The sequence below is a fragment of the Cecembia calidifontis genome, from assembly GCF_004216715.1.
Classification (GTDB): domain Bacteria; phylum Bacteroidota; class Bacteroidia; order Cytophagales; family Cyclobacteriaceae; genus Cecembia_A; species Cecembia_A calidifontis.
Genome location: NZ_SGXG01000001.1, coordinates 2,150,705 through 2,171,544 on the forward strand (window position 1 = coordinate 2,150,705; position 20,840 = coordinate 2,171,544).

General features: G+C 42.5%; 20 protein-coding genes. 9 read left to right on the forward strand and 11 right to left on the reverse strand.

The features are described from left to right. The first annotated feature begins 101 nt into the window (after positions 1–101). Positions 102–1,307 carry an IS256 family transposase gene (locus BC751_RS09445; protein WP_130275325.1) on the forward strand — a complete coding sequence of 402 codons (1,206 nt, stop codon included), beginning with the start codon at positions 102–104 and terminating at the stop codon, positions 1,305–1,307. Between the two features lie 174 nt (positions 1,308–1,481). Here BC751_RS09445 and tsf read toward each other — a convergent pair whose 3' ends face one another. From tsf to BC751_RS09485, 8 genes are all read right to left on the reverse strand, one after another. Continuing rightward, on the reverse strand, positions 1,482–2,312 hold the full coding sequence (gene tsf / locus BC751_RS09450; protein ID WP_130275326.1) for a translation elongation factor Ts: 831 nt from the start codon (positions 2,310–2,312) through the stop codon (positions 1,482–1,484). Between the two features lie 149 nt (positions 2,313–2,461). Continuing rightward, a complete protein-coding gene (gene rpsB, locus BC751_RS09455; protein ID WP_130275327.1) occupies positions 2,462–3,223 on the reverse strand; it encodes a 30S ribosomal protein S2 in 762 nt (253 codons plus the stop codon). 45 nt (positions 3,224–3,268) lie between these two features. Beyond that, entirely contained in the window at positions 3,269–3,655 is a 387-nt protein-coding gene (gene rpsI / locus BC751_RS09460) for a 30S ribosomal protein S9 (RefSeq protein ID WP_130275328.1), read from the reverse strand. 12 nt (positions 3,656–3,667) lie between these two features. Continuing rightward, positions 3,668–4,111, reverse strand: a complete 444-nt coding sequence (rplM, locus tag BC751_RS09465) for a 50S ribosomal protein L13 (RefSeq protein ID WP_010610092.1) — start codon at positions 4,109–4,111, stop codon at positions 3,668–3,670. A 121-nt stretch (positions 4,112–4,232) separates the two neighbouring features. After that, on the reverse strand, positions 4,233–4,943 hold the full coding sequence (locus BC751_RS09470) for an RluA family pseudouridine synthase (protein ID WP_130275329.1): 711 nt from the start codon (positions 4,941–4,943) through the stop codon (positions 4,233–4,235). Between the two features lie 270 nt (positions 4,944–5,213). Continuing rightward, positions 5,214–6,284: a sensor histidine kinase gene (locus BC751_RS09475; RefSeq protein ID WP_130275330.1), complete on the reverse strand. Its 1,071-nt coding sequence runs from the start codon at positions 6,282–6,284 to the stop codon at positions 5,214–5,216. Positions 6,285–6,288: 4 nt separating this feature from the next. Further along, positions 6,289–6,978: a response regulator gene (locus BC751_RS09480; protein WP_130275331.1), complete on the reverse strand. Its 690-nt coding sequence runs from the start codon at positions 6,976–6,978 to the stop codon at positions 6,289–6,291. Between the two features lie 150 nt (positions 6,979–7,128). Continuing rightward, the gene (locus tag BC751_RS09485; RefSeq protein WP_130275332.1) at positions 7,129–7,917 is read right to left on the reverse strand and encodes a DUF3108 domain-containing protein; all 789 of its coding nucleotides are present in this window, start codon (positions 7,915–7,917) and stop codon (positions 7,129–7,131) included. A gap of 170 nt (positions 7,918–8,087) precedes the next feature. Here BC751_RS09485 and recA point away from each other — a divergent pair, with 170 nt between their 5' ends. Further along, the gene (recA, locus tag BC751_RS09490) at positions 8,088–9,119 is read left to right on the forward strand and encodes a recombinase RecA (RefSeq protein WP_130275333.1); all 1,032 of its coding nucleotides are present in this window, start codon (positions 8,088–8,090) and stop codon (positions 9,117–9,119) included. Positions 9,120–9,286: 167 nt separating this feature from the next. On the opposite strand, the gene BC751_RS09495 is transcribed toward recA, so the two are convergent. After that, complete coding sequence (locus BC751_RS09495) at positions 9,287–10,531, reverse strand: ABC transporter permease (protein ID WP_130275334.1); 1,245 nt, start codon at positions 10,529–10,531, stop codon at positions 9,287–9,289. Between the two features lie 124 nt (positions 10,532–10,655). Between BC751_RS09495 and queA the strand changes: the two genes are divergently transcribed. From queA to BC751_RS09525, 6 genes are all read left to right on the forward strand, one after another. After that, positions 10,656–11,705, forward strand: a complete 1,050-nt coding sequence (gene queA / locus BC751_RS09500) for a tRNA preQ1(34) S-adenosylmethionine ribosyltransferase-isomerase QueA (protein WP_130275335.1) — start codon at positions 10,656–10,658, stop codon at positions 11,703–11,705. A gap of 108 nt (positions 11,706–11,813) precedes the next feature. Beyond that, on the forward strand, positions 11,814–12,494 hold the full coding sequence (locus BC751_RS09505; RefSeq protein ID WP_130275336.1) for a 2-C-methyl-D-erythritol 4-phosphate cytidylyltransferase: 681 nt from the start codon (positions 11,814–11,816) through the stop codon (positions 12,492–12,494). A 281-nt stretch (positions 12,495–12,775) separates the two neighbouring features. Then, entirely contained in the window at positions 12,776–14,662 is a 1,887-nt protein-coding gene (locus BC751_RS09510; protein WP_242617319.1) for an IS1634 family transposase, read from the forward strand. A gap of 28 nt (positions 14,663–14,690) precedes the next feature. Next, positions 14,691–15,479, forward strand: a complete 789-nt coding sequence (locus tag BC751_RS09515) for a LiaF transmembrane domain-containing protein (protein ID WP_130275337.1) — start codon at positions 14,691–14,693, stop codon at positions 15,477–15,479. 2 nt (positions 15,480–15,481) lie between these two features. Further along, positions 15,482–16,519: a sensor histidine kinase gene (locus BC751_RS09520; protein ID WP_207226865.1), complete on the forward strand. Its 1,038-nt coding sequence runs from the start codon at positions 15,482–15,484 to the stop codon at positions 16,517–16,519. After that, positions 16,516–17,235: a LytR/AlgR family response regulator transcription factor gene (locus BC751_RS09525; protein ID WP_130275338.1), complete on the forward strand. Its 720-nt coding sequence runs from the start codon at positions 16,516–16,518 to the stop codon at positions 17,233–17,235. The genes BC751_RS09520 and BC751_RS09525 overlap by 4 nt, the downstream gene beginning before the upstream one ends. Positions 17,236–17,267: 32 nt before the next feature. Here the strand turns inward: BC751_RS09525 and BC751_RS09530 are convergent, their stop codons facing one another. After that, on the reverse strand, positions 17,268–17,489 hold the full coding sequence (locus BC751_RS09530; protein ID WP_008625540.1) for a DUF2795 domain-containing protein: 222 nt from the start codon (positions 17,487–17,489) through the stop codon (positions 17,268–17,270). Positions 17,490–17,561: 72 nt separating this feature from the next. Then, entirely contained in the window at positions 17,562–18,812 is a 1,251-nt protein-coding gene (locus BC751_RS09535) for a DUF349 domain-containing protein (protein WP_130275339.1), read from the reverse strand. 134 nt (positions 18,813–18,946) lie between these two features. Here BC751_RS09535 and ettA point away from each other — a divergent pair, with 134 nt between their 5' ends. After that, entirely contained in the window at positions 18,947–20,626 is a 1,680-nt protein-coding gene (ettA, locus tag BC751_RS09540) for an energy-dependent translational throttle protein EttA (protein WP_130275340.1), read from the forward strand. The last annotated feature ends 214 nt before the right edge of the window (positions 20,627–20,840 follow it).

Here is a 20,840-nt window from a genome sequence, read left to right on the forward strand (position 1 = left end):
GATTTAGAAGAAATCGCACAGGGAATTTGAGGAACCCGCGGTAGGCGAATACCCGGTCTGTGTGTGGACAATTTCTTACCTTTAACACACAGATTGCAAAAATGAAAAAAGAAGATCTCTTAAATGATGACTTCCTCAAGCAGTTCAGGACTGCCGGGGAGCTTAATTCCTTTCTTCAGCAGCTTCAGAAAAGGGCTGTAGAGAAGATGCTTGAAGGCGAGTTAGATGCCCATCTTGGTTATGAAAAGCATCAGAACTCTGATAATCCCAATTCAAGAAACGGCCATTCTTCCAAAACTATAAAGAACTCCTTTGGGGAAGCTGAAATCAGAGTCCCAAGAGACCGGGATGGCAGCTTTGAGCCTGCTCTTGTTCCTAAACGCAAAAGCATGGCAGAGGGCGTTGAAAACGTGATCATATCCATGTATGCCAAGGGAATGTCAAACCAGGACATCGAGGAGCAGATCCGAGAACTTTATGATATCAATGTTTCCACTTCTACCATCTCAAGGGTTACCAATGCGGTAGCGGAGGATATTGTTGCTTGGAGAAACAGACCGCTTGACCCTGTTTACCTGATCGTCTGGATGGACGGTATATCCTTCAAAGTCAGGGAGAACTCCAAAGTGGTCAACAAGACTGTTTACATTGCTGTTGGGCTCAGAACCAACGGTCTGAAAGAGATTCTTGGCCTTTGGCTTGGTAAAAATGAATCTTCCGCTTTCTGGATGGGGGTACTCACTGACCTGAAGGCCAGAGGGGTTGAAGATATTCTCATAACAGCAACTGACAACCTGAACGGGTTTACTGATACAATAAAGGCCTCATTCCCTCAGTCCGTTACCCAGATATGTGTTGTCCACCAGATCAGAAATGCATGCAGATATGTCGTATGGAAAGACCGCAGGTCCTTTACAAGGGATATGAAGGAAATTTATACTGCCCCTACCAAGGAGGCCGCATGGGCTGCTCTTAACGATTTTGCCAAAAAATGGGATTCAAAATACTCGTATGCTATAAAAAGCTGGAGGGACAACTGGGATGAACTCACCGTTTTCTTCGATTACCCGGTTGAAATCCGCAAAATCATCTATACCACCAATCTAATTGAAAACCTGAATGGGAAGATCAGAAAATACACCAAAAACAAGCTCTCTTTCCCAACAGATGATGCCGTGATGAAGTCTGTTTTCCTCGCTTCAAGAGAAGCATCGAAAAAATGGACAATGCCCATTCGAGATTGGGGTACTATTCTTAACAGTTTCCTGCTTATATTTGGTGATAGGGTCAGGCTCCTTGAAACCTGACCACAAATTCATAATTTAAAGTTTACACACTTATCGGGAAAGTGTCTATCAAAATATGTCACAACCTTATCTTCAAAAATCAAACAGATAAAAAAAGCTGACCCCTTTCGAAGTCAGCTTTTATATCCAATTCCTCAAGTCTTGCTTCTTGCTTCTTGAGTCTTGATTCTAAGATTATCCGATAGCAATTCTTTTGAAAGCAGCTACGGTCAAACCTTTGCTGACTTTGTCAAGATACTGGGCGATAGACAAAGAGTTGTCTTTTACGAAAGCCTGGCTCAACAAAGTGTTTTCTTTGTAGAATTTCTGCAATTTGCCCAAAGCGATTTTTTCCAACATCTCTTCTGGCTTGCCTTCTTGTCTGGCCTGCTCTTTGCCTACTTCGATTTCTCTCTGTACAGTAGTAGCATCTACGCCATCTTTATCTACTGCCACAGGGTTCATAGCGGCAATCTGCATGGCTACGTCTTTACCGGCTTCTTCCACTGCAGCACCGTTGGTGTTGGTAAGGGCTACCAATACACCCAATTTGCCATTGGAGTGGATATAAGGAACTACAGCTTCACCATTGACTACTTCAAAGTGGGAAATTTCGATTTTCTCACCGATTTTACCGGTCAGTTCCACGATTTTCTCACCTACAGTGATGCCTTCGTATGGCAGGGCGAGGATGTCAGCTATAGTTTTGGCGTTGTTTTTAGAGGCAAGTTCCAGCGCTGCGTTGGCAAAAGAAACGAACTCTTCGTTTTTGGCCACGAAGTCGGTCTCGCAGGTCAAAGAAAGCAACATGCCTGTTTTGCCATCAGCAGAAACTTTGGTTACGATAGTTCCTTCTTTGGTTTCGCGGTCAGCTCTGGATGCAGAAACTTTCTGACCCTTTTTTCTCAAAATATCGATAGCTTTTTCAAAATCTCCTTCAGCTTCGGTAAGGGCTTTTTTACAGTCCATCATACCGGCACCGGTCATTTGTCTCAGTTTGTTAACTTCTTGTGCAGTAATAGCCATTGTTTTAGTCAATTTATGCGATTAAACTTTTTCTATTTTGGAAAGGACCTCCCGGGTTTCGGATTCCCCAAAGGTCTAGTAAAAACAAAAAATTGAACACAGGTCTGGACCACGTGTTCAATCTTTTGTAATCAGTATATCAAAGTGGATTACTCTTGTGTTTCAGCGTCAACAGCTTTTTTAGCTTCTTCCTCTTCAGAAAGTTTAGCTTCTTCTTTGTCTTTCTTCCTTTCAGAAAGACCTTCTTCGATAGCTGCACCGAACGCTTTTACCAACAAAGAGATTGATTTGTATGCATCGTCATTGGCAGGGATAGGGAAATCCACCTCATTAGGGTTGGAGTTTGTATCTACCAAAGCGAATACAGGGATACCAAGCTTTTGTGCTTCTGCGATAGCGATATGCTCTCTCTTGATGTCCACAACAAACAAAGCAGCAGGAAGTCTGGTAAGGTCAGCGATACCGCCCAATACAGTTTCCAGTTTTTCTCTTTGTCTGGTGATCATCAAACGCTCCTTCTTAGCAAGGTTCTTGTAAGAATCCTCTTTCATCATTTTGTCGATGGAGGACATTTTCTTCAATGATTTGCGGATAGTCGCGAAGTTGGTCAACATACCACCTAACCATCTTTCGGTTACGTAAGGCATGTTCAACCTTTTTGCTTCCTCAGCTACCAAGTCTTTCGCCTGCTTTTTGGTTGCGACAAACATGACTTTTTTACCTGAGCGAACGATCTGCTTGATTGCATTGGATGCTTCTTCGAGGCAAACAAGCGTTTTGTTTAGGTCAATGATATGGATTCCGTTCTTCTCCATGAAGATGTACGGTGCCATTCTTGGATCCCACTTTCTCGTCAAGTGTCCAAAGTGAACACCAGCATCCAGTAAGTCTTTATATTCTAATTTTGCCATTAATAAATAAGATAGTTTCGATATAAAATTCGAAGTAAATCCAGATTAACGTTTAGAGAACTGGAATCTTCTTCTTGCTTTTCTACGTCCGGCTTTCTTACGCTCTACCATTCTTGGGTCTCTGGTAAGGAATCCTTCTTTTTTCAATGCAGATCTGTGCTCGATATCAAATTCGCACAAAGCTCTTGAGATAGCCATTCTTGCTGCCTCGGCCTGTCCTTTGATACCGCCACCGTCAACATTGATTTTGATGTCGTAAGTACCGTCTACACCTACTAGTGCAAGAGGCTGTCTTACTACAATCTGATGCAGATCAAATGGGAAGTAAACCTCGATCGGCCTGTTGTTAACAGTGATCTCACCTTTTCCCGGCTTCATGTAGATTCTTGCAACAGATGTCTTTCTTCTACCGATTGTATTGATAATTTCCATGAACTGCTAAGATTAGAATTTGATTTCTTTAGGTTGCTGTGCAGCATGAGGATGCTCAGAACCGTTGTAAACGTAAAGGTTTCTGTACAACTGTCTTCCCAATCTGTTTTTAGGAAGCATTCCTCTAACTGCTTTTTCTACCAAAATGGAAGCAGATTTTTGCTTCAACAATTTAGGGGTAGAAATACGCTGTCCACCTGGGTAGCCGGTATGACGGACATATACTTTCTCGTCCATTTTTCTTCCGGTCAACCTAACCTTGTCTGCATTGATGACAATCACGTTGTCTCCGCAGTCCACGTGAGGGGTATAGTAAGGCTTGTGCTTACCCCTTAGGATTTTTGCAACCTCACTGGCAAATCTACCCAATACTGCGGCCTGGGCATCCACTACCACCCAGTTTTTCTCTACAGTAGCAGCATTTGCTGATTTGGTTTTGTAGCTTAATGTATCCACTGTGTAAATGTTTAATTATTAGCTTGTTAAATATACTGTACCCTCAAAAAGGGACACAAAGATAGAAGGAATTTCTTTTTAATGCAAAAGAAACAACATTATTGCCCACATTTTCTATGAGTTAGCGGTTTTTTTCCAGTTGTCTTGCCAAAACATCAAAGTCTTTTGGGTAAGGAGCGATCACATCAATACGCTCTCCCTTAGTGCCTTCGAAGCCTATGGCATAGGCATGGAGCGAAACTCGCTGCATGATGGGCAATTCATCAGTGCCTTTTTTGAGATTAAAGCGCCGTTTTAAGGCAGATAAATAAAGGGGTTTGCCGCCGTACATTTCATCCCCGCAGATAGGTGATTTCAGGTAGGCCAAATGCACCCTGATCTGGTGCAATCTACCTGTAATCGGCTTACATTCTACCAATGTATGGGAGTAATAAGTCCTCAGCGTATTGAAAATGGTCTGGGCTGGCTTGCCTTCTTTGGTTATCTTGGCGATGCCTTTATTGGTCGCGTGGATATTGCGGTCCACCAGTACATCTTTGTACTCATGGATGCCTTCGACTACTGCATGATAGATCTTGCTTACTTTTCGGTCTTCAAACTGGATCGCAATGTTCCGATAAGCCTCTTGGTGTTTGGCGATTACCAGGCAGCCTGATGTTTCTTTGTCCAGTCGGTGACACACCTGGGCATCTGGGGTGTACGTTCTGGCCAAATCCAGGATGTTCTGTGCTTCATGCCTGTCGTCCAATGTCGATAAATAGGGAGGCTTATTGATGACAAGGTAATCCTCGTTTTCAAACAGAATCAGGTCCTTAAAATCAATTTTCTTCATGCAGCTTCAACTCCCAATAAGGCCGCAAAATTAGAAAATTATCCTGACTTCAAAAAATATATTCAAAAGATTGTTTGGTTTAATTCTTGGCGATAATCTTACAATGAAATATAATCTGGGTTTCCATTATCAGAGCATCTGAAAACTATCCCGCAATTTGAAAATCAAAAATTAGTGTTCAAGCCAGGATCCAGTAAGCCCAAACCTAATTATCGCAAAGAGGCAAAGGAAAAAGCATTCTATCTTAGAATGTGGACCGACTGATCAACATCAGATTGAGGTCTTGATTTCTTCTTTCTTGGGTGCTTTTTCCCAAGGCAGTTCAAAACTGAAGATGGATCCTTTACCAAGGGTACTGCTGACGGAGATTTTGCTTTTATGGCCTTCCAATATATGTTTGACGATCGCCAGCCCCAAGCCTGTTCCTCCTCCCTCTCTGGATCTGCTTTTTTCTACCCTATAAAAACGCTCAAAAATCCTTTTCAGGTCTTCGGGCGGAATGCCCTTGCCATTGTCTTTGACCTCTACCAGGATGTGGTTCTTGTGGGTTTTGAGGTGTACTTCTACTTCACCGCCATCGTTATTGTATTTGATGGCATTGGAAATCAAGTTCTGACAGACACGGAAAATTTTGTCCTTGTCGGCAATAGTCTTATAGATTTTTTCTTTATCGTAAAAAAAACGGATCAAAACATCACGTTTTGCTGCTTTCTGTTCCAGTTCTTCTATGACTTCATGGATAAGCTCTTTGAGATCAAATGGCTCAAAGTTGAATTTGATGACGCCGCTTTCCATTTGGTTGAGGGTGAGCAGGTCCTGCACCAGCTTGTCCAGTGCATTGAGGCTCTTGGCAGCCCTTTTGAGGAATTTCAATCTTACGGATTTGTCCTCTACGGCACCATCCAAAAGGGTATGGATATATCCCTGGGCTGCAAAAATCGGAGTCTTTAACTCATGGGAAATGTCTGCAATAAACTCCCTCCTGAATTCAGCATTTTTCTGAAGGGTTTCGATCTCCCGGTTTTTAGCCTGCGCATAAGTATTGATGGTTTTGTTGATTTTGCGAAGTGGAGATATAGAGAGCCTGTCTGATTTGTCAGGGATGGAAGAGTAGTCTTTTTTCTGGATTTTTTCCAGCAGGCCGTAGATATTGCTGATTTCTTTAAAAATCAGAAATTCCAAGGTTACCTGCATCAAAATATAGGAAACAGAAAATGAAATCCCTCCGGCTACCAAGAGGAGCGTAGGGGTGGCATCTTCCAAAAGGAGAAGAAAAGCTACCGTAAGGGCAGAAATGGCAATGGCCAATACGAGGGAAATGCCACGGGAAGTGGTCAGCATATATCTAATTCAAATCGAACTTATAACCTACACCTTTTACAGTAGTGATATAATCTTCGCCTATCTTTTCCCTTACTTTCCTGATGTGTACATCCACCGTTCTTGCCAGGACAAATACATCTGCTCCCCAAATATTCTGCAAAAGATCATCCCTACTGAAGACCATATTAGGGTTTTTGGCAAGGAAATACAAAAGTTCAAATTCTTTTTTCGGCAAAGTAATGATTTTTCCGCCCTTGTCTATGGTATAGCTCGTCCTGTCAATGATCAGGTCTTTGATTTTGATCTGTGTTAATTCTTGGTCTTTTTTGGATTCACGGCGGAATAAAGCCGCGATCCGGCTCATCAAAGCCCTTGGTTTAATTGGCTTGGTGATGTAATCATCAGCACCAACATCAAATGCTGCTACCTCGGAATATTCTTCTGATCTCGCGGTGAGGAAAATAATAAAGGTGCTTTTCAATTCAGGGATTTCCCGCATTTGACGGCAGGTTTCAACCCCATCCTGATTGGGCATCATGATGTCCAATAAAATAACGTCCGGTAAGAATTTGGATGCCACTTTTACGGCTTTGACACCGTCTTCTGCAGTTTCCACCTCATAGCCTTCCTTTTTTAGGTTGTAGGTAAGCAGATCAACTATATCCGGTTCGTCGTCTACGACCAAAACCTTGATTTTTGGTTTGTCACTCATCTGTCGATTTCGGGTTTATGTTTCCCTAATGTGATGCTAATTTAGAAAAAGGGCGCACATAAAAAGAGATTTGTGCAATTCAGCATCAAAATACAACATAAAATTTTTATTAGCCAGCTTATTGTTAAGGTAATATTACATGTAGGTGAATTAATTATTACGAAGGCCTTTTGCTTCCGTAATTTCCATATCCAGCGAACCTACCCAGAGCTTGGCTTTGATCCTTACGGGAATTTTGTTTGCATCATCCGTAACCCATACTGTCACGGGTTGCTCCCCTCTGAAAAGTTTATTTTTCGGAATAATCGGCGAGAAGACAAAGGTATCAAATTCCCCGATTTTGGTTTTGAGCTGCTCTTTTCCCGTATACATAAGGTTTATTTTATGAACTTCTTTATCAAAGAAACCCGTTAGGGTGACCATATCTCCCTTTTTCAGTTTTTTGAGGTCCATGGTCCTCAATAAGTAGAAGCCGCTGACAATATCCTGTACATTTGCAGGGACCGGGTAATCTTTAGTGGAGACCAGCTCTTTGTTTTCCCTGTCATACAGTCTCACATGGGCATTTTTCTTTTGATGGTCAAAGAGCACCCTTTCATGCTTTCTGTATTTTCCCTCTTCTATATGCCTGTAAGATTGATAGGGGATGATTTTGGCGGTGTCCAGGTAACTGCCCCAATTATCATTTACCTTGAATAATTTGAACACCCCCAAAGTCTGTCCAAAGACATCAATTTTAAAGGTAGGCCTATTATCCGTATGGTACACTTTAGGATGGATGAGCATTTTTGCTTCCGCGGCATCCAAAAAACCAAAACTTACCTTAAAGGTCAGTTCTTCCCCGGTTTTAAAGGCCGTGTTTTTTTGGGCCAGGGCCTGAAGTCCGACCAGGCAGAAAAAAAATGTGACAATTACTGACTTAAAGGTTACTTTTTTCATTAATTTGAGCTTTCCGCTTGAAGCTTTTCAAACATTATTCCAATATTAGCAAAATATTGCTGAAGCCTGATTTTTGTTGCCAAAAAGTAAATACGAAATCCTTTGAGCATGAGTTGGGTCGAGGTAGTATTAATACCAAATACAGGATTAAAATTTGATAGATTGAATATATGAGCGCAAATACCGAAAAATTGAAAGCCCTGCAGTTGACCATTGACAAACTGGAAAAAACCTACGGTAAGGGTACAGTGATGAAGCTGAGTGACAATAAGGTCCAGGATGTTCCTGCCATATCTACAGGTTCCCTTGGACTTGACATGGCTTTGGGCGTTGGGGGAATACCCAGGGGCAGGGTGATTGAAATTTACGGTCCGGAATCGTCAGGAAAGACCACCCTGACCATGCACTGTATCGCTGAGGCCCAAAAGGCTGGAGGTCTTGCGGCCTTTATTGATGCAGAGCATGCTTTTGACAAGACTTATGCGGAGAAGTTAGGGATAGATACTGAAAACTTATTGATCTCCCAGCCTGACAATGGGGAGCAGGCACTTGAGATCGCAGAGCATCTTATCCGTTCCGGGGCCATTGATATTATTGTTATTGACTCGGTGGCGGCATTGGTGCCAAAAGGTGAACTGGAAGGAGATATGGGTGACAGCAAAATGGGTCTTCAGGCAAGGTTGATGTCCCAGGCGCTTAGAAAGTTGACCGGGGCCATTAACAAGACAGGATGTGCCTGTATCTTTATCAACCAGCTGAGGGATAAAATCGGGGTGATGTTCGGTAATCCCGAAACTACTACTGGCGGTAATGCATTGAAGTTTTATGCCTCTGTGAGACTGGATATCCGAAGAATCGGACAGATCAAAGAGGGTGCTGACAATGTCATCGGTAACCGTACCAAAGTCAAAGTAGTGAAAAATAAGGTTGCCCCTCCGTTTAAAGTGGTGGAATTTGATATCATGTATGGACAGGGGATTTCCAAAGTAGGGGAAATCATCGATCTGGGTGTGGAATTTGATATCATCAAGAAGGCGGGTTCCTGGTTTTCTTATGAAGGCAATAAGTTGGGACAGGGAAGGGATGCTGTTAAGAGTCTTTTATTGGACAATCCTGAACTCATGGAAGAGCTCGAAAAGAAAATCAAAGAAAAAGCCGGAATGGGTGCCAGTGTTAAAGTTGAACCTGGAGAAGAAGATTAAAACCGGGTCTCATTATTCCAAAAAAGTAAAGGCGGCTTTAAAAGCTGCCTTTCCTTTTCACCTATTTTGAGTGTTTTTTTGTTCGTGTAAGATACTGCCGGTATGAAGTATAAAGTCCTTCTCGCTGCATTTTTTAATCCCCATTTCTGATAGGCGATTTTAATTCATCAAGTCGCCCTGATGGCCTCAACAGGATCCAGTCTTGCGGCAAGGGTTGCGGGAACAATTCCGGAAACAATTCCGATTGCCGAAGATATGCCAAGTCCCAGAATGACATTTTTAAAAGAAAGGACCAGCTCGAGTGATCCAAGTTGGACAAATGTGATGCCATAGACGATGATGATTCCTGCCAAACCTCCGATCAGGCTAAGGAACACCGCTTCAAAAAGGAATTGGAAGAGGATAAAGTAATTTTTAGCGCCAAGGGATTTCTGGATTCCGATGATATTGGTCCGTTCTTTTACCGAAACAAACATGATATTGGCTATTCCAAAGCCGCCCACCAATATAGAAAATCCTCCGATGACCCATCCGGCCGCACTGATTACATCGAAGATGGAGCCTATGGTATTCATGATAAATTCAGATTTATTGAGTGAAAAATTATCCTCTTGGGTCGGTTTTAGTCCCCTTTTTGCCCTTAAAAGGCCTATGAGTTCATTTTCAAGAGCGACCATCCCAATGTCATCCTCCTTACCTTTGACCGCAATACTGGGCTCAATCCCATTTTGTCCTACATAATAGAGTTTGGTAAAGCTGCCGTAAGGGATCATCACTGCTTCATCTTTGGAGGCAATTTCAAAAAGCCCTTCTCCCTCTTCTTCAAACACCCCGATGACCACAAATTTATTTCCTTTGATTTTGAGTTCTTTTCCCAAGGGATCCCTTCCGGGGAAGAGGGTGTTGGCTATTTTGACCCCGATGATGGCCACATTCCTGCTGGCATTGACTTCCATTTCTGTGAAAAATCTACCGGATTCCAGGGGAAGGTCATAGACATCCTTGTATGTAAAAACCACCCCGGAAAGATTGGTGCCCTTGTAAGAGTTGCTTCCTGACTGTACCGTCGTATTGGCCGATGCGGAGAATGTTACCGCTTCTGCATTTCTAAGTTTGTCCTTAAGGAAAACATATTCGCCGTATGTGTTATAAGGTCGCCTGAAGTACTTCCACCAGGGATAATCCGGACCTCCAACAAACTGAAACCTGTTCACGGTGACTACATTGCTTCCCAAGAAACTGAAGCTGGATTTGATGTTTTTCTCCAAAGAATCTACCAAGGTGAATACAGCAATGATGGCAAAAATACCTACTGTAACCCCAAGAAGGGAAAGGATGGTCCTGGTAAGATTGGATTTAAGGGCCTGCATAGCAAAGCGTATGCTTTCCCAAATAAGTTTTACGTAAATCACAGTTTTTTGTAAAGTGTTAAAAACTAATTGACAAGATAGGTAGAATTCGGGATTTTTATTGTTAACTTTGCAGTTTTTAAAATAAAAATTATACGAAAAGCGAGCAATTACCTATCCATACCATATGAAGTTATCAGACTTTAAATTCGACTTACCCAAAAAACTTATTTCCCTATATCCTACCGAAAACAGAGACGAGTCCCGTCTGATGGTTGTCCATAAAAAAACGGGAGAAATCGAGCACCGGGTATTCAAAGATATCATTGAATATTTTGGTGATGGTGATGTTTTCGTCATGAATGACACCAAGGTATTTCCTGCCAGGCTCTATGGAAACAAAGAAAAAACAGGTGCTAAGATTGAAGTTTTTCTTTTGAGAGAGCTCAATGCTGATCTGAGGTTATGGGATGTGCTTGTAGACCCGGCCAGAAAAATCAGAGTGGGGAATAAGCTGTATTTTGGAGACAGTGATCTGGTGGCAGAAGTGATTGACAATACTACCTCAAGAGGGCGTACCATCAGGTTCTTGTTTGATGGAACTGATGAGGAATTTTATAAGACCATTGATTCCTTGGGTGAAACACCTTTGTTAAAAGAATATATCGAGAGAAAAGTGGAGCCGGAAGATAGGGACAGGTACCAGACCATTTTTGCCAAAAATGTGGGTGCTGTGGCTGCTCCAACAGCAGGTTTACATTTTACCCCTCATTTGTTGAAAAGGTTGGAACTGAAAGGGGTAGAAATAACCCCGATAACACTCCATGTTGGATTGGGTACCTTCCGTCAGGTAGATGTGGAGGACCTTACCAAGCACAAGATGGATTCAGAGAATTATAACATTCCTGAAAAGACCGTTGAACTGGTCAATCAAGCTTTGGATAACAAGAAAAGGGTGGTGGCTGTAGGAACTACTACTTTGAAGACTATCGAATCTTCCGTGACGGCCAATGGCAGGCTGAAGGTAAGCAGTGGATGGACTGATAAGTTCATTATTCCTCCTTATGATTTCAAAATTGCCAATGCGCTGATCACCAATTTCCATCTTCCTGAATCCACTCTGCTGATGACAGCAGCTGCCTTTGGTGGCTATGACCTGATCATGAGGGCTTATAAGGAAGCTGTAAAGGAAAAATACAGGTTCTTCTCCTATGGAGACGCCATGTTGATTTTATAAAAATAAAAGGGGTGGACAGCCCCTTTTTTTATGCTTAATTTTTTATTCACCTTAGAAAAGTAGCCTGTTGAAGTGTTTTGCTACTTTTGCTGGGATACTAATGGAGTTATGAAAAAATATGCCTTGATAGTAGCTGGAGGGAGTGGTACCAGGATGGGAAGCCCCATAGCCAAGCAGTATCTTCCCATTGGGGGGAAACCGGTCCTGATGCACACATTGGAGAAGTTTCAGGATGCAGATCCTGAGATTGAGCTGACTTTGGTGCTGCCTGAGGCGGATTTTCCTTTCTGGAAAAAATTATGTGAGGAACATGCTTTTTCAGTCCCCCATCATTTGGTACCGGGTGGAAGGAGCCGGTTTCAATCTGTAAAAAATGGGCTTGAATCCCTTAAATTAAATCAGGGCACAGTGGCTATCCATGACGGGGTAAGGCCCTTTGTCAGCAGGGAGGTTATTCTTCAAAGTTTTAGGGAAGCTGAAGCAAAGGGAAGTGCCATTGCTGTAATTCCCCTAAAGGACTCCATCCGAAAACTAACTGATGATGGAAGGTCCATCTTCCAGGAAAGGCAGTACTTTAGGTTGGTACAGACCCCTCAGACTTTTGATCTTTCCAAAATCAAGCAGGCCTTTAAAGTCCAGGAATTGGGGCATTTTACGGATGATGCTACGGTTTTTGAGCATCAGGGATGGCAGGTTCACCTAATTGCCGGCAATCCGGAAAATATAAAGATTACCACACCCGAAGATATGGAATTTGCCGATTTTCTCATCGGTAAAAAAAGGGGCTGATTTTCACCGATCAAACCGGGCTATTTACCGAGTTTTTCTTTGGGATGGCCTAATCACGCTCTGAAAAAGATTTTTCAGATCCTAGCTTTGTCTTGTTCTTAACCCAGATTGCAGCTTTTAGGGGTTAAAAAAGAAAATTTCGGGAAATTTTCTTTTTTTTAGCTCCGATTATCCGTACCCCCCTACGTGATTTTTTTTCTACGGGCTGTATAAGGCCATTTTTCGGTTTGTAGTACACAAGGGGTATTGCATCTTGGGGTTCAATACCAGTACTTTACACCATGTATTTCAAGTTCTCTTTACGTAAACATCCCGATACGGGAATACTCAGCGGATACTACCGGCTGGTGGAAAGTTACCGTAATGCGGACAACAGGGTGTGTCATCGCACTATCCTGAATATAGGTTTCATGGAGGATGCTGCACCCGAGCAGCTCAACAAAATACAGAAACACCTTACCGAGAAGTATGAGCAGAAGGCTTCTCTTTTTGACCTGGAGGAAGATCCAATCGTCAGACGCTATGTTGAAGACTTCTGGAATCGGATCGTATCTTCCAAGAAGCTGGATATCAAGTCGGAACAGCAGCTGTCACGGATGGTGGATATGGATACCATCCAGCACAGTAATGCCAGGGAAATAGGAGCTGAGAATATTGCTTTCCGGACATGGGAGAAGCTACAGCTTACACCTTTATTACTTTCGGCGGGATTCAGCGCCGAAGATGCCAGTCTTGCAGCCACACAGGTTGTATCCCGTGCGGTATACCCCGCTTCCGAACTCAAAACTGTCCGTTGGATAAAGGAAAACTCGGCAGTCTGTGAGCTTACGGGCTATGATATGGATAAAATAACCAAGGACAAGCTGTACAAAAGTGCGCTTGAGCTGTACAAAGTCAAAGATTCACTCGAAAAGCACCTTTCCAAACGTACCAATGAACTCTTTGATCTGCAGGATAAGATCATCCTTTATGACCTGACCAACACCTACTTTGAGGGAGAAAAGCCGAACAGTAAGCTGGCACAATACGGAAGGAGCAAGGAAAAAAGAAAAGATGCGAAACTTGTTGTGCTGGCACTGGTAGTGAATGTGGAAGGGTTTATCAAGTACTCCTCAATCCTGGAAGGAAACATAGCAGACTGCAACACACTTGCCGCAATGATTGAAAAGCTTTCCGTCCACACCTGTACAGGACCTGCGGTAGTGGTACTCGATGCGGGCATAGCCACCGAAGAAAACCTGCATCTTATCCGGAACAAAGGATACAGCTACCTCTGTGTAAGCAGGACAAAACTCAAGGATTATAGCTATGTGCCCGACAGGCTTACAACTCTGCTGGAAACAAAATCAAAGCAGAACATCAGACTCAGAGCCGTGTCCACAGAAAAAAACACAGACTATTATTTAGAAGTCAAAAGCCCTTCCAAAGAGAAGAAAGAGGAAGGTATGAAGCTACAGTTCGAAGAAAGGTTTGAACAGGAGCTGCAAAAAATACACCATGCCCTCAACAGCAAGGGAGGAGTCAAAAAAACCGATAAAGTCCACCAGCGCATCGGGAGGGCCAAAGAAAAGTATCCATCAGTCCAGTATTATTATGAGATCACTGTTGAAAGTGACCCTAAAACAGAACAGGCAACAGCAATGTCATGGAAGAAAAACCCGGAACGGGAGCAGGCAAAAACCGATAATCTGGGCGTCTATTTTTTACGGACAAACCTGAACGTGCAGGAGGAGTACATCATCTGGAATATCTATAACACTATCAGGGAAATAGAAAATGCCTTCCGTACCCTCAAAACCGACCTGGACCTCAGACCGATTTACCATAAAAATGATGATGCCGCCATGGCACATCTACATCTGGGAATCCTTGCATATTGGATAGTCAATACAGTAAGGTACCAGCTCAAACAGAATGGAATAAAAAGCTGCTGGCGTGAAATAGTAAGAGTAGGCAACACACAAAAGGTCATCACTACTTCAGGGAAAAACACCTATGACAAAATCATTACCACACGCAAGTGTACAGTTCCAAACAAAAACCTAAAAGAAATCTACGACATCCTTAAGGCCAAATATCAACCGTTTAAAAAAAGAAAATCCGTAGTACACAAACTTGAACTCAAAAAAACAGAAATACCCAAATTACAGCTACTTACAGGCGGATAGCTGCAATCTGGGTTAAACAAATAATACAATGGCAAAGCAAAAATTTTCTTCAAGCAACAGTGATCTGACCGCCGGTCTGGTGATATTGCTGGTGGGCTTAGTCCTGCTCTTAAAAGCCCTTGGTTTCTGGTTTCCGGTTTGGTTCATTTCATGGCCAATGATTCTTATCGCAATAGGCCTGGTTATTTTGGCAAGGCATAATTTCCAAAATGGGTTTGGGGTATTTATGGTGCTCTTAGGATCCTTCTTTTTGATAAGGAATCATTTTGATTTTCCCTTTGAGTTGAGGCCTTATTTGGTGCCGATAGGCCTGATCATTTTTGGGCTCTATCTTATTCTGAAGAGAAGCAAGGACAACAAACGCTTTAATGAGGAGTTTTTTAAATCCTATCAAAAGATATATAATCCATCTGATCCGACATCCGCTTCGTCATCAGAAACAGCTACGGCTTCTTACCAGTTTGGAGGTGACAGTTCGGATGTCGTCAATGCCCAGGCATTGTTCACAGGCATTCAGAGAAGGATTTTCTCAAAAAACTTCAAAGGCGGGAAGACCTCCGCGATTTTTGGAGGTACGGAGCTGGATTTCAGTCAGGCGGATATTGATGGACAGGCGATCTTACAGGTTGAAATTGCTTTCGGGGGAGTGAAACTGGTCGTGCCTCCGCATTGGGATGTGCAGGTCAATATGGGGACCATTTTTGCAGCAGGAGTAGAGGATAAAAGGATTTACAATCCTTCGGCTACCGATTCCAATAAGGTTTTGAAAATTCATGGATCTATGATCTTTGGTGGGCTTGAAATCAAATCATTTTAAAGGTGAACCTTTTCCTCTCAGTTATTGAGCAGCATATCCTGAAAGCTATGGCCATTATCCTTACCTGGATATTGGCCACGGCTATTATTATCAATTGGTATGGGCTGGATATCCAATTGTCCATATTAGAATCCGGGATTCAAACTTTATGGATATGCCTGGGTTTCCTGATGCTTGGCAATATATTTTCTTATTATACGCCAAGGAGAGGACAGTTTTGGATTGTGATTGCAGTACCCTTTGTAATGGCAGCCTTTTTCTCTTGGTTTTCCTTTTTTCTTTTGGTCCAAATGATCAAAGTAAGTCAGGAATATGCTGCTTTCCTCAGCAGCACGGGTATTATAAAAGGCTTCTACTTTTTTTTAATGTTCCAGTTTTGGGCGGTTTTGCTGGTGTTTGCGGGAAAGTTGGAAGACCAAAGAAAAATCCGGGAAATGGAAGCTAATTCCCTACAATTGGCCAAGGAGGCGGAGATGTATTATTTGCGCCAACAACTACAGCCACATTTTTTGTTCAATAGCCTTAACTCCATCAATGCATTGATTGTCTCAAAACCGGAGGAGGCAAGGGAAATGGTGCTTAATCTGGCGGAATTTTTAAGGGGATCGATCAGGAAAGATGGGAACAAATGGATCAGTGTTTTGGAAGAAATTGAACAGCTCGAGCTTTTTTTGAGCATAGAAAAAGTCAGGTTTGGTGACAGATTGACCGTAGCAATGAACTTGGACAAAGAAGTCGAAGGACTTAAAATCCCACAGTTGATGGTTCAGCCGCTTTTAGAGAACGCCATCAAGCACGGGCTTTATGGCACCAGAGACGAGGTAAGGATTCATTTGGAAATAAAAAATGAAGGTGGATACCTTTTGGTCCGCTTATCCAATCCATTTGATCCCAAAGCAGGTCAGCCTAAAGGGAGCGGTTTCGGATTAGAAGCAGTCCAAAGGAGGCTGTACCTGATGTTTGGCCGGAATGATTTAATCCAAATTTTAAAACAGGACAAAGACTTTATTGTAATTTTGAGAATACCCCAGCCCCTATGACAAAAGCAGTAATCATTGACGATGAGCCTTTGGCCGTTGAATTGATCAAAGAATACCTGAAGGACTATCCGGATATTGAAGTAGCACAGATTGCCCATGATGGCTTTGATGGTGTCAAAGCCATACAGCATTCACAACCGGATTTGGTGTTTTTGGATGTGGAAATGCCCAAAATCAACGGTTTTGAGATGTTGGAGCTTCTTGAAAACCCTCCCGCCATCATATTTACTACTGCTTATGACCATTATGCGGTCAAAGCATTTGATGCCATGGCAGTTGATTACCTGCTTAAACCTTTTTCCAAGAAAAGGTTTGCCCAGGCCATGCAGAGGTTTAGGGATGGCAAAAGAAGCGCATCCGAACAGCAGAAAGAAACAGGAAATGGTCCTGTGAGCAGAATAGTTTTGAAAGTGAGGAATGAAATCAAAATCATACCCATTGAAGATGTCCATTTTTTAGAAGCGAATGACGACTATGTGAATATCCATACCCAAGAGGGGAAATATCTCAAAAACAGGACTTTGAGCCACTTTGAAAAAACGCTTGATGCGTCTCAGTTTATAAGGGTACACCGTTCGTATATGGTCAACCTTGCAGAGATTTCCAGGCTTGAGCCCTATGAAAAAGATTCCTTCCGCATCCGTCTCAGATCGGGAGAAGACATTCCCATCAGCAAGACCGGATTGCCCAAACTCAAAAAAGCACTGGGCTTATAAAGATGAAAAGCCCTGTAGGAACAGGGCTTTTTTTAATATTCATCTTCATTGAAGAAGAAGTCATCTTTGGTCGGATAGTCAGGCCAAATCTCTTCGATATTCTCGTAAGGCTCGCCGTCATCCTCTAGTTCCTGGAGGTTTTCAACAACTTCCAAAGGAGCACCTGAACGAATCGCGTAATCAATCAACTCGTCTTTGGTCGCAGGCCAAGGCGCATCTTCCAGATAAGATGCAAGTTCTAGTGTCCAATACATAATTTTCAGAGTTTATGTTTTGCCTTAACGGCATGTAAAAATAGAAATTGTTTTAAATTTTCAACTGTTGGTTTAATATTTATTTGTAAGTTCCTTAAGTATGAAATTCTTGACATCGATCTTCCTCTTAAAGGCGCTTATTTTCCTTCTGAGCATGATTTCGAATTCCTCTTCATTGGTCCTGAAATTGTCCGCATTTTCCTTTACTGTAGCGAGTTCATTTTCATCCCTGTAGATCAGGTCCTTGAGAATGGACGCCTTGATTTTTTTCTTTTCAGCAGGATCTTTTTTATCAAAGTCCTGGTACTTGCTCTGGGCCAGTTTATCCAGGAAAAGTTTTTCAAAAACCACCTCTGAGAAGAAAGTGAAAGAACGCATGACAAGATTGGCTTCACGGGGTTTCCTTTGGGGAAGTTTTTTCCAATCCGCCTGTAACCTCTTGGCAGACGAAATCACCTCAGGATTTGTTTCAGCTTTCGCCAATTTTTTCATTTCCTCAGTCATACTTTCCATTTTTTTCATCAGTTCCCATGGCTTCATCTGTGGTTCAGATTGCATGGTCCTTCTGAATCTACTGAAGATCCTGTTGTTCAGTTTGGAAAATTCATCCCATAGAGGCTGTCTCCTTTCGGCGGGTACTTTGCCCGCAGCCTTCCATTCTTTCTGGATTCTCTTGGAAATTTCGAAAGCTTTTTTTGCATCGGGATTGTCAAATGCTTCTCTAGCTTGTCTGACCAAATCCTCATATACTTTGATGTTTTCTTCAGCCTGAAGGGCTAAGCCTTCAAAATAGTGCTTCCTGTTTTCAAAAAAGGTGTCTACAGCAGCATTGAACTGGGTTTCAATTTCCTCTTCAAATTCCTTTTCGACCGGACCCGTTTTGATCCAGCGCATTTTAATGTTTTTGAGTTCTTCTGCTGTATTTTTCCAGTCCGTGCTGTTTTTAAGCGCTTCGGCCTCCAAAATAAGCCCCTTTTTGATTTCCAGGTTTCTGGCCCTGTTTTTCTGAATAATATCTTCAAGAAATGCCTGTTGCTTTTCCAGGTCTTCTATAAGGGGTACAAAATCCCCTAAAGCATCATATTCCAAAAGAGAGTCTTTGAGATGAATGAGTTTCATCAAAAAGGAACCTTTGTTTTGATTTTCCTCAATGTCCTTTTTGAGCGCTTCGATCTTTTCTTTTAAAGACTCAAACCTGTCTTCAAAATACTTAATAGTAGAAGCTTCATCTTCTTTAACTTCGCCAATCACCCTGTCCGGCTGATTCAAAAATCCCCTGAGATAAACCTTGTTATCTTTAATGTACCCGTATGGATGCTCCATTTCGATTTAATAGGTTGCGTGGTAGTCCTGTTTATTTTTTTGCAAATTAATTAATTCAAAAGCATTTATCCTAAGAAAGCCCTTTTTTTGCCATCTTTGTCACCATAGTTAAAAAAATCCTATCAAATCCACTTATGAGCAACGAAAAAATCATATTTTCTATGGCAGGGGTATCAAAAATCTACCCTCCACAGAAAAAAGTTTTAAAAGATATTTACCTCTCATTTTTCTACGGCGCCAAAATCGGTGTTTTGGGTCTTAACGGTTCGGGAAAATCTTCTCTTTTGAGGATCATAGCCGGAAAAGATAAAGACTTCATCGGCGAAGTGGTCTGGTCACCGGGATACTCAGTGGGCATGTTGGAACAGGAACCCCAATTGGATCCATCCAAAACTGTAAAGGAAGTCGTGGAAGAGGCTGTTGCCGGCACTATGGCTTTACTTAAGGAATTCGAAGAAATCAACGAGAAATTCATGGATCCTGCTATCATGGAAGATCCGGATGCCATGGACAAACTGATCCAAAAACAGGGTGAAGTTCAGGAAAAACTGGATGCTGCCAATGCCTGGGAATTGGATACCATGCTGGAAAGGGCCATGGATGCCCTTAGGCTTCCTCCGAGTGAGGCAATCGTCGGTAACCTGTCCGGAGGGGAAAAAAGAAGGGTGGCACTATGCAGGCTTTTGTTGCAAGAACCGGATGTGTTGTTGTTGGACGAACCTACCAACCACCTGGATGCGGAGTCTGTCTTGTGGCTGGAGCAGCATTTGCAGCAATATAAAGGAACGGTGATTGCCGTGACCCACGACCGTTATTTCTTGGACAATGTTGCTGGTTGGATTTTGGAACTGGACAGGGGAGAGGGCATTCCATGGAAAGGAAATTACTCCTCTTGGTTGGAACAAAAGCAGGAAAGGTTAAAACAGGAGGAAAAGACAGAATCCAAACGCCAAAAAACCCTGGAGAGGGAGTTGGAGTGGATCCGAATGGCACCAAAAGCAAGACAGGCCAAAGGGAAAGCCCGTCTTTCTGCTTATGACAAATTAGTCTCTGAAGAGTCCAAGGAAAAAGAAGCCAAGCTGGAGCTTTACATTCCTCCAGGGCCAAGGTTGGGTGCAAAAGTGATCGAGGCGAATGGCGTGTCCAAAGCTTATGGTGACAAATTGCTTTTTGAAAATCTTTCCTTTAGCCTTCCTCAAGGTGGTATTGTGGGGATTATTGGTCCAAATGGTGCGGGAAAATCTACCCTCTTCAAATTGATTACAGGACAGGAAAAGCCCGATGCGGGTCATTTTGAAATAGGAGAGACTGTGAAACTGGCCTATGTAGATCAGGAGCATGACAACCTGGATCCCAATAAGACAGTCTATCAGGCTATCTCTGAAGGAAATGAATTGATCAAACTGGGCAATAAAGAAGTCAATGCAAGGGCCTATGTGAGCAAATTCAATTTTGTGGGCTCCGATCAGGAGAAAAAGCTCGGCGTGCTGTCGGGTGGGGAGCGCAACAGGGTACATTTGGCCATGACGCTGAAAGAAGGAGGCAACTTGTTGCTATTGGACGAACCTACCAATGACCTGGATGTGAACACCCTAAGGGCTTTGGAAGAGGCCTTGGAAAACTTTGGCGGCTGCGCAGTAATCATTTCCCACGACCGTTGGTTCCTGGATAGGATCTGTACGCATATCCTGGCTTTTGAAGGAGATTCCCAAGTATATTGGTTTGAAGGCAACTTCTCCGATTACGAGGAAAACAAGAAAAAGCGCTTGGGTGATGTTACTCCAAAGAGGATTAAGTATAAGAAGCTTAGGTAGAAGCGAGAAATTAGAAGCGAGATACGAGAAGCTGGACTTGAGAATCAAGAATCAAGAATCAAGAATCAAGAATCAAGAAATAAGATTTAATGCCGTTTAGTTAGTGGTTAATTAACTGAAATTCATTATATTAGAGGTATAAAATAAGGCTTCCGAAAGCAGGGAGTGCTGGAAGCCTTAAAACTTTAATTGTAAATGAATTCAAGTTAAAACT